Below are 10,024 nucleotides of genomic sequence, written 5' to 3'. Positions count from 1 at the left end.
AGCAACCCAGCGGTCGCACAATTTAGCGTGGTTCTACGCCCAATTCAATTCCTGCACAACAAAGCCAACTATGCGGTATCCCAATCTTATCCTCGTCGTCGTGCTGTTTTTGAGTGCCTGCAACCAGAAGCCTGAATCATCGGAGTCGCTCCAAGGGCGCCTGGCGGCGGCAGTCGCTATTTCTACACCTGGTTCGCGCAATGAACTTCTGAGCCAGCTCGCAATGGATGCTGCCCATGCGAAAGATATTCAAGTCACCACAAACGCCATCGAGAGCATTCAGAATCCAAACCTCCGCGACAGTTCTGCCCAAGCCTGTGCTGAGGTTCTGTCCAGGAAGGGCGAATCGAAGGGCGCAACTGAAGTCGCGCGGCTTATTCGAAATCCCAATTTGCGGGAAAAAACGGTTGTTGCGATTGCGCAAGGCCAATAAGAATATGAGCGACATCCAACCACCAGGTCACTCCATGACCTCATCCATCCTTCTGTCAGTGACCCTCGTTCTGGCTGTGACGGTGGCAAACATCGCCACGGCGAAGGATACCTTTGCAGTTTTCAAGTCCCAGGACCAAGGGCAAACGTGGCGACGCTCCGACGCCGGAATGCCCGCACAGTCCCGCATCAATGCGTTCGGATCTGCGAATGGAACTCTATTCGCTGGAACCGACTCCGGCATTTTCGCCTCAAAGGACGAAGCGCTCAGTTGGAAGCCGGCTGAAGGCGCAGCGATCTCGTCGGGACGCGTCATCTCTTTAGCCACCCTAGGCCGATCCGTGTTTGGCGGCGCCGATGGAAAAGGATTGTTGGAGTCGTCGGACGGGGGCGCTTCGTGGGCGTTGGCGCGTTCGTTCCCTTCTCCAAAAGTACGCTGTCTGCTAGTCCATGGCGGTAAAATCTTTGCGGGCACGGATGATAACGGTGTGTTTGCCTCAGAGGGCGGAGGTCAGGCTTGGACTCATCTCTCGGCTGGGTTACCCCCTCACGCGCAGATTTTCGCCCTGTCGGCGGCCCGCGGCAGGTTGTTTGCGGGGCTTTATAGCCAAGGGCTCTATGCTTGGGACGAGCCGAAGCAGTCTTGGGAGAGGATAGGGCCTGTTAAGCCCCTGGCGCTGACCACGGTCCAAGATACACTCATCGCCGGACACAATCCCGGTGGGATATATTGGAGCGGAGATTTAGGGGCCACTTGGTCGAAGGGCCGAGCTGATAGTCCAGCGGCCGCCCTCTTGGAATTCTTGCATCCCGGGGATTCCGAGGAGCTAACGGCTGAAGCCCCAGTCTGGGAACTTGGTTCTTACGACAGCCTGGTATTCGTCGGAGCATCCGCAGGGATTTACTCCTCCGAGAACCAAGGCCGGACATGGAAACGAGCACGAGCAGGGCTTCCGGCGAGAAGTCCAGGCATCGCATTTCTGCTGAAGGGAGAGTTTGTCCTGGCAGGCATCCACATCAGGGGAAGCGATGCCCAACCAAGCACTGCGGTTCCCGGTCGCTAGGTGATGTACCGAGCGAGGCGATGCCACTTATGCTTTCGGCTCGTGGCGCGTCACGTCCGAAAAGCGGTCTAAGTCTTTATCGAAGGAGGCGGCTTGAAGTTTTTGCTCCCCCGCAAGGCTTGCAAGCCAGGCATCTGGAAAGTCGACCGGCTGGTTTTTGTAGCGCAGCAGGGCGTTGATCACGGTCCCGTGGGGATCCATTGCGACGCCAAGACTGGTCACCATCTGGAGCAGGGTGTTGGCGATCTCCTCCCGAGATTTTTGGTAGTAGGCTTCCAGGTTGTAGATCACCTCTGCGAGGATCACCGGATCCAGCGCCAGAGTCACTTCACGGTTCTTGGCCTTCGCAAAAAGAGCGGTCGCGGCCTTGGACCTGGCAGGGTGGTCCTGGGTGAGAAACCGTAAAACGACGTTGGCGTCCAAAAGATAGGTCCTCATTCCTGGGCCAGCTTTTTGGCGAGTCGTTTACTGCGCTGCTCCTGGAGGATCTTGCGCATTTCCTCCTTAGGCAGATATGGCTTGTCAGACTTGAGAGCGCCAGCCAGCGACATTAAGTCTCCGGTAGGGGTAGCGACGAGCTTTCCTTGGATCAACTCCCACATCAGCCGATGTCCAGGCTCAAGGGAGAGTTCCCTCCTAAGCTCTTCTGGAATGGTCGTCTGACCCTTTGTAGAGATAGTAGACACGTTCACTGCCATATAGGCACAACCCTACCATACAGATCCATCTTTACGCAAGTGATACCGTCCTACTTAACCTAGATCCAGCGATAGGTGAACCACGGATGCCCCGGATCTCACAGATGGCGCCCTATCGATTCTCGAAACCTTCCTAAGCGCCCGTGCGTCTTTCCGAACGAAGGCAGCTGACACTCCGGACGGAATCCGTGTGCCCTCGTACTAACGGTTGAGTTTTGGGCCGACCCGACTACCTTCAACGACAGAAGATGCTGATGCGATGCTGCGAGTTGACTCGAACCCTAATGGGATCTTTGGATGCCAGCGAGGATCCGCATGCCTGACAGTGCACCAACTGGCTCAAGATCCACGGCGGCACGCGCTCCGGTGGCCTGGGCTCGAAGCCTGCCACTGAGGTTACAGCGCTGGATCCGGGTGTGGACAGTCCTCGCGGCGGCATCCTCGACCATACTGGCCGCCCCAGCGCCTCCGCTTGCCCCCCCGCAAGCCAACTCCCGGGTCTACCAAGGTAGCGTTGTGTCCGATCCTTTTCTCTGGCTGGAGGAGGAGTCGAATGCCGAGGCCAAGAAGTGGGACGAGGCTCAATCGGAGCACGCCCGCCACAGCCTGAATGCCACCCCCGTTCGGTCACTGGTGGAAGCCGAACTCCGCAAGTGGCTGGATCGGCCGCTTCGTGAGTATCGTCAGCTCCGCTGGGCACAGGGCAATGCCTACTGCCTCGTTTCGGACTCTCACCAAACGCCCGCCCAACTCGCTCAGCTGCCCGGTTCCATTCTTGGAAGCAATACCCTCAGCCAAGCTCGAAGTCTCATCGACCCCCTCAAATTGGACCCTTCGGGCCGAACCGAGATCGATTGGTATGTCCCCTCGCCCGATGGAACCAAGGTGGCGGTGCTGCTTGTTCAACACGGTCGAGCGCTGCAAAGCCTGCATTTTTTTGACACTGCCACCGGAGCCGAGCTTTCGGACATCCTTCCCGGCGTGCAGACCGCCAAGCGAAAAGGAAGCGCGGCTTGGAGCCGGGACGGCCAAGGGATTTACTACACTCGGTATCCTGCGCCGGTGGATCCCCTCGGTTCCGAGGGCTCCGGCCAGGTGCTCTGGCACGAGCTCGGCACCGATCCGCAGAGAGATCGACTCGAGCTGAACCGGGGAGTACCCGCCGAGGCCGCGCTCGAACTCAAGACGGATGAAGCCGGCCGTTTTGTGCTGGCAAGTTCCCATCAGAGGATGGCCGGCGAGCATGCGCACTGGCTGCGCTCCGCTTCGGGACGGTGGAAGCTCCTGGCCGGAGCAGCTGAAAAGATCGAGCAGGCCGAGTTCGGACGCGCCCCAACCTATGTCGAACTGCCGGAGGATGAAGCACTCTACCTGCTCTCGCGCGCCAAGGCCCCCAAGGGGCGACTGGTAAGAATGTCGCTCGGCAATCCCGCGCTCGAAGCCGAAAACCTGGAGGTGGTGGTTCCCGAAAGTAAGGAGACGCTGGTCGATTTTAGACCGGCCGGAAGTGGCATCTACACGCTTTATCTTAAAGGAGGGATGAACCTGCTCGTGTTCCACGATGCCGTCGAGAAGGACCCCAAGAAGAGCGCGTTGATTTTGCCCACGCCAGGGGTCGGAAGCGTGCGCGACTTCCTGGTGTCGCACGGCGACCGGTTACTGTACCAGACCGAATCCTTCGTGGATCCTCCGGAGTGGATCTCCTATGACCCGAACATCGATCGAGAGCGAACTCATCTAACCCCGCTCTTCGACTTGCCGGGGGTGGACTTTGCCGATTGCGAAGTCGATCGCGTGAGCGTCAAGTCCGGGGATGGGACCCGACTGCCGCTTTACCTCATCCAGCGGCGAGGAGCCCGTCAGACGGGCTCAACCCCTACCCTGCTGTGCGCGCCCGAGGGGGGAGCTCATCTGACTCGGCCGACGTTTGCAGCCTGGAGAAAACTTTGGTTGAATCAAGGCGGGATGTTCGCGGTCGCGCAGATCCGCGGCGGCACCGAGCTGGGCCCCGATTCGCGACAGGACGGAATGCTGCAGCGCAAGCGGAATGCCTACGAGGATCTGGCCGCCTGCGCACGGTATCTGGTCGCCTCGAACTACACTCGGCCAGCACTGCTCGGACTGATGGGGGAGAGATTCGGCGCCCTCTCCAGCGCTGCCGTGATGGTCGAGCAGCCCCAGCTCATTCAAGCCGTCTCGCTCACCGATGGCGTTTACGACGCCCTCCGCGCGGGACAAATGGCCGGAGCGGTGGAAGCGAGGTTCGAACTGGGATCACCCACAACCAAAGAATGGGTATCCACCTTGCTGAACAGCTCACCCTATCACCAGGTTAAGAATCAGCGTCCGTATCCAGCGGCCTGGATCCGCAGCGCGCCGCAGGATCGACTGTTTTCCGCCGGTCACTCCTGGAAGCTCGCCGCGGCACTCCAGCAAAACACCACCGCATCCCGTCCTGTACTACTCAGCACCGGCGGGGCGCGACCCGCCGGAACCAAGGAACGGTTTCAATGGCAGATCGGGGAATGGGCGGATCGTTACAGCTTCTTCTTCGAGCAACTCGCCGCTCCATACTCTCTGGTCGATCGCGGTCCATGGTCGGGTGGCGTCACCCCCACCTCCGCCGTCGTGAAAGCCAAACTGCTTCACAACGGCCTCAGCGCGCGGCTGATCCTGAGCAAGAATCCCCTCTTCACCCCTTCCATCGCTCAGGGACCGGCAACCAGTGATGCGCTCGGACACAACCTGGTGGAGTTTCAACTCGCCTCGCTCGAGCCGGGCACCGACTACCATTACGGTCTCGAGATCAATGGCCGATTCGATTGGGCCAGCCGAGGCCAGTTTCGCACCTTTCCCGGAGGCCCCTCCTCCTTTCGCATCGCCTTCGCGTCCTGTGCCAAGACCGCCTCGGTCAACGAGGTTTTCGATCGCATCCGGGAAAGTCGCCCCCTGTTCTATATGAACATGGGGGACTTCCACTACCTGAACATCAGCTCCAACAGCCGAGCCCTGTTCCGCGAAGCGTACGACATCGTTCTTTCATCCCCCCCGCAAGCGAGGCTGTATCGAGCCGTGCCGTTAGTGTACATGTGGGACGACCACGACTACGGCGGAAACAACAGCAACCGCAAGGCCTCGTCCCACCCCGCCGCGCGACACGCCTACGAGGAGTATGTGCCCCACTACCCCTTGGCGGCAGGTGATTCCTCACTCCCCATCTACCAGGCCTTCAGTGTCGGCCGCGCGCGGTTCATCATCACCGATCTCCGCTCCCAAAAAGACGATGTGAAGAAGCCCGACACCGCCGCCAAATCCATGATGGGCACAGCTCAGAAGGCGTGGTTCAAACAGCAACTGCTCGACGCCAACGGGAAGTATCCCCTGATCTGCTGGATGAGTTCCGTGCCGTGGCTGGGGATGAAGGGCACAAACTACTACCCGTTTATCAAGGCTGACGACTATGGCTATTTCCATCACAGCCAGTTCGACAGCGCCTCCCGCACGAACAAAGCCAAGCCTTCGGTCGAGGAAGATCATTGGTGCGTGTTCAGCACCGAGCGACGCGAGATCGCCGACTTTATCAAGGAGCACAAGATCCGCGGTGTATGCATCCTCCACGGCGACTCCCACATGCTAGCAGCGGACGACGGCAGAAACGCTGATTATGCCACCGGGGGCGGGGTTCCGATACCGGTGATGTGCGCCGGTCCGCTGGACCAGACTTCCTCGATCAAAGGTGGCCCTTACAGCCAGGGAGTCTACCGGGTTAAAAAGGACGAAGGCTGCTATGGGTTGCTCGATGTCACCGATCGTGGTGATTCGATTGACGTTATTTTCAGCGGACGGAACCACAAGGATCAGGAGAAGATCTCCCTGCGCTTCTCAGTTCCTGCCCAGCCCTGAACGAGCTATGCAACACGAGCACGCCAACCAACCCGCTCGCAGAACCGCCCGGATCGATCTCCATGGGCTCGTCATTGTGACTCTGTGCGCCCTGTTGTCGTTGGGCATGGAAAATCGTGCCGATGCCGAGGATGGCCACGAATCTCGACTGAACGGACGGTGGAGGTGGCACTTCACCATGCCGGATGGCTCGACCCTCTCTCCGCAAGTCCGACTACGGTATGACGGACATTCGGTCAGTGGGATCACCCGCTTTCGACCGGGCTCCGAGACCAGCATCACCAATGGACGGCTCCAGGGAGATTTGCTCTCGTTTGAGGTGGTAAGGGTATTGAACAACCAGCGAGCTGTAACCCGCTACTCCGGTGTCTTCCGTGATGACAAGATCATTGGCTCCATCGAATCCGTCTCCGCGGGCAAGCCAGTGAGCCATCCCTGGGAAGCCAAGCGTCTACCCGACACGCTCGACGGCACCTGGAAATGGACCAACGAGGTGCGGGAGCGAACGCTGGAGTTCAGCGCCAAGCTTCGGCGGGAGGGCGACAAGGTCCACGGAAAGCTTTCGGCTCGGAAAGGCGCGGGCGTCGATGTCAAGGAGGGTCACTACACCAAGGAAGGTCAGGTTTCCTTCGAAGTCGAGCGGGAGCGCGATGGCGAAAAATTTAGCTCCAAGTTTGAGGGCAAGTTGGTGGGGGATACCATCAAGGGCAAGGAAACGGTAACCACCAACGAGGGAGAGCAAATCCTGGACTGGATTGCCACGCGACAGGATTAGGCGATCCCCATGGGCCGACACGGCCCACGCTACAAGGGGACCGAAAGGGGAAATCGATTACGATTACGATTATGAACCGAGGGGACGCGTTCCCCTATGGACTGCGCGTGGCATGCCACCGCTTTTCCTTCACGCCGAAAACAACTAATCCGAAACAAGAGAGGGAAAGGGAAACCAGCATTGGAACTGTAACCGGAATGCTCGGATGGAAAGGAATTTGTGGGGGAACGTATATCCAAGGAGTTTGCCATGGCATCTGCTTTGCAAAGCTCCAGTGGCTGACCCCGACGCTCCTCACTCTCCTCTTTACCCCCAAGAATGGGTACTAGACAAGCTGGGCTACGGCGGCGTTTCTCACTTTATCGTCATGGCTCGAACCCGCAGGGTTCAAAGAGATTTAGCCGGGGGTGCTCGCACCCCCGGAACTGTTAAAGGTACGGAGCATCGCGCAGCGATGCCACCGGCTTCCGAGACTTGCGTCACCCGGCCGAAGGAACCTAAGCAGTTCGTCAGGCCGTTCGCCGACTGGTGGCACGCCCTGCAGGGTGCTGTTGAATAGGGGGCCGACAAGACCGGGGGTGTCGCGGCGCTCCACACCCCGGCTAATCTCTTTGAACCCTGCCGGTTCGCGACTTCGGCCTCAGAAACTCATGCGAAGAAGTGAGGATCACCTACAGCTTGTTTAGTCCCCATTTTCGGAGGTAAAGATGACGCGCATCTCTATCGCATTCTCAGTTCACTGACTTCAGCCAGGATTTTGCCTGATCCGGAGTGGACGATAACTATTTTGGACTCCCGACCAGGTGAGACTGCTCTGGGCAACCCCCAAGCAGAGAGATGCGTGCGTTGATCGAGACTGCTCACCCCTTGCGAGAAACGCATGGGGTGGTGGATGCCACTTTCATCGATGAACTCAACCGACAGATCGTTGCTGGGATTGATAGACTCCCGAGCCCCCTCCATGGAGACAAAAATTCCTAACCCAGAATCCCCGTCGGGAAATCTAACGTCCAAGGTGGACACAGTGCCACTCTTGAATGTCATGCCGAATGCGCGAAAGAGATACCAGCGGCCAGAGTCCCATATTGTTTGTTTGCGGGTCCCAATCGTTGATATTCCATGTCCGTCTCCGTAGGCAAGATAAACCACGTGCACCTCAGGCGGCCCTTTTGGAGCTCGGTAGGAAAAGCGGAGATTGCCTTCGGCTTGGTGGATATCTTCGAGACCTAGGACAAAGAACAACCCAACCACTCCGATCAGCGTGACCGCGCCCACCTTCCTGATCGTCAGGGTCTTCATTCGACAGCAGAAGCCACGCCCGAGAGACCAGCACCTGCGACAGCCCGGGGCGGCTTCTCTTGCGAACTCATTCTTTCCGCTCCTGGCTAATGACTTCGTAATTGCCAGAAAAAGTCTTCCCACTATCCGTCCAATCGATGCTGTAGAGAACACAAACTCTCCACGGCGTCGTGCCTGGATGGCTGACGCTGAGTTCACCCTTTTGACCTGTCTCATAACGCGCTATCCCCACAGGATAGTCATCGTAAACAGTATCCCAGCCTTGACCGTCCGTTCCACCAGCTCGCGATTTAACCTGAACCCGAACGTTCCAAACCAACACCTTGTGCGCCTCTCTGTTGGCAATTCGGAAAACCGCAGGGTCGGCGCTAGCTCTCTGGTATCCGAAGGAGATCGCAACCCGATTGGAGGCGGGTGCGTTGGTGAGGGCTACATAGTTGTGTGCCCCGCCAGCCCGGACGTGATATGTCCCCGCCGTAGGTTTAGTAGGGACGTCGTTACGGACTGTTTTCGTGACTTCGGACCTTGCGTCAATTTCGGCCGCTGGACAGTCGCGCCCGAGTCCGAAGGCGAGAACCAATAATGGTGCAATGGTCATGCTGTTCATAGCAGTAGGTAAAGGCCCTTTAAGCAGGAGCTAACCCTTCTTCAACGACGCGAGATACTCGATCAGATCCACGAACTCTTGAACCGTCATGGTGGCTTGCAAGCCGGCCGGCATCACCGACAGTTTCTGCCGTTCACGTTTCTCGATCTCAGCCTTCTTGTAGCTGCTGACCACTCCCCCCGGGGCCTTGATGGAGAGATCCGTCTCGGTTTCGCTCGCGATCAGCCCAAAAACCTCGTCCCCCGACTTCAGAATCACCAGCCAAGACTCATACCCAAAGGAGATCCCGGCACTGGGATCCAAGATCGACTCGTAGAGCGCATCCTTGCCGAGCTTGGTTCCCACCTGGGTGAGGTCAGGCCCAAAATTGATCCCTTGTCCCTGCACCTGATGGCAGGTGGCACAAGTGGCTTTACCGGAAAACAGCGCTTTCCCTTTCTCCGCATCACCCTGGCGCTTCAGAAGCTCGTTCAACGGAGGCAGCTTCTCCCCGCCACCTGTCTCCATCGCCGGAAACAGCTTAGCAGCGGCGGCGCGGACTTCGGGCCAGCGAACGGCCGACAGCTCGGACCCCGCCGTGAACCGGAGATCTTCGGCGAGCTTCCCTTCCGAGGCGGCCCGCAGGAGCAAGGCCGCTCCCTCCTGGTATTTCACCAGGCCCTTCACGGCCAGTCGGCGAAGCGTCGGATCCCGTTCCGAATCCGCAATCCAAGGCTGCAGCAAGGCCACCGCGCGATGATCCCCCACGCTACCCAACGCCTGCATCAGTCCAGCGGCCCCGTTGGTGCCACGCAGCTGGTCCTGCAGGGCCTGAGCTCGTCCCTGCTGCAAGAGCAGGCGCACCGCCTCCACTCCTCCGTCCTGGCCACCCAACACCCGGGCGACCTCCAACAGTCCGGCCTCCTGGTCGGAAAGGTTGAACTTCTTCACGAGCCTTACGAAATCGGGAGTTCCGTGCACCTGCTGCAACACACGGTAGACCGCCTCTTTCAGCTTGGGATTGGTCTCAAGATTGGTGTTTTCAAGGCGGGAAAGCGCTTCAACCGCAATCGAACTCCGGCTGGTATCGGCGGACCCGGACGCAGCCTGAGCACGGAGGTACGTGTCGGGCCAAACCGCCGCCCAACTCAGCAGCAACCCAAGAGTGGTAGATTTCCAATTCAGATTCATAGAACAGCCCGTTAAACCAGGATTCGGCTCACGACATCACCATGGATGTCAGTGAGCCGATAATCGCGGCCCTGAT

9 protein-coding genes are annotated in these 10,024 nt (G+C 58.7%); 4 read left to right on the top strand and 5 right to left on the bottom strand.

Going from position 1 to position 10,024, the window contains the following annotated elements; genetic code table 11:
• Positions 1 to 70: 70 nt before the first annotated feature.
• The gene (locus JNN07_29000) at positions 71 to 433 is read left to right on the top strand and encodes a hypothetical protein (GenBank protein MBL9171803.1); all 363 of its coding nucleotides are present in this window, start codon (positions 71 to 73) and stop codon (positions 431 to 433) included.
• Positions 434 to 467: 34 nt separating this feature from the next.
• Entirely contained in the window at positions 468 to 1,496 is a 1,029-nt protein-coding gene (locus JNN07_28995) for a hypothetical protein (GenBank protein MBL9171802.1), read from the top strand.
• A 27-nt stretch (positions 1,497 to 1,523) separates the two neighbouring features.
• Here the strand turns inward: JNN07_28995 and JNN07_28990 are convergent, their stop codons facing one another.
• Both JNN07_28990 and JNN07_28985 read right to left on the bottom strand, forming a co-directional pair.
• Positions 1,524 to 1,919, bottom strand: coding sequence for a PIN domain-containing protein (locus JNN07_28990; GenBank protein MBL9171801.1), 396 nt, complete (start codon positions 1,917 to 1,919; stop codon positions 1,524 to 1,526).
• A gap of 11 nt (positions 1,920 to 1,930) precedes the next feature.
• Positions 1,931 to 2,182 carry a hypothetical protein gene (locus tag JNN07_28985; protein MBL9171800.1) on the bottom strand — a complete coding sequence of 84 codons (252 nt, stop codon included), beginning with the start codon at positions 2,180 to 2,182 and terminating at the stop codon, positions 1,931 to 1,933.
• Positions 2,183 to 2,509: 327 nt separating this feature from the next.
• Between JNN07_28985 and JNN07_28980 the strand changes: the two genes are divergently transcribed.
• Both JNN07_28980 and JNN07_28975 read left to right on the top strand, forming a co-directional pair.
• Positions 2,510 to 6,097, top strand: a complete 3,588-nt coding sequence (locus JNN07_28980; GenBank protein MBL9171799.1) for an alkaline phosphatase D family protein — start codon at positions 2,510 to 2,512, stop codon at positions 6,095 to 6,097.
• Positions 6,098 to 6,104: 7 nt separating this feature from the next.
• Positions 6,105 to 6,872 (top strand): hypothetical protein, encoded by a 768-nt coding sequence (locus JNN07_28975; GenBank protein ID MBL9171798.1) that lies wholly within the window; start codon positions 6,105 to 6,107, stop codon positions 6,870 to 6,872.
• 720 nt (positions 6,873 to 7,592) lie between these two features.
• On the opposite strand, the gene JNN07_28970 is transcribed toward JNN07_28975, so the two are convergent.
• The 3 genes from JNN07_28970 to JNN07_28960 form a co-directional block, all read right to left on the bottom strand.
• Entirely contained in the window at positions 7,593 to 8,171 is a 579-nt protein-coding gene (locus tag JNN07_28970) for a hypothetical protein (GenBank protein ID MBL9171797.1), read from the bottom strand.
• 67 nt (positions 8,172 to 8,238) lie between these two features.
• Positions 8,239 to 8,769, bottom strand: coding sequence for a hypothetical protein (locus JNN07_28965; GenBank protein ID MBL9171796.1), 531 nt, complete (start codon positions 8,767 to 8,769; stop codon positions 8,239 to 8,241).
• Between the two features lie 39 nt (positions 8,770 to 8,808).
• On the bottom strand, positions 8,809 to 9,948 hold the full coding sequence (locus JNN07_28960) for a c-type cytochrome (GenBank protein MBL9171795.1): 1,140 nt from the start codon (positions 9,946 to 9,948) through the stop codon (positions 8,809 to 8,811).
• Positions 9,949 to 10,024: the final 76 nt, after the last annotated feature.

The organism is Verrucomicrobiales bacterium (assembly GCA_016793885.1).
Lineage (GTDB): Bacteria > Verrucomicrobiota > Verrucomicrobiia > Limisphaerales > UBA11320 > UBA11320.
Note: the sequence above shows the minus strand (reverse complement) of the source record. Positions and strands in the feature narration are given on the sequence as shown.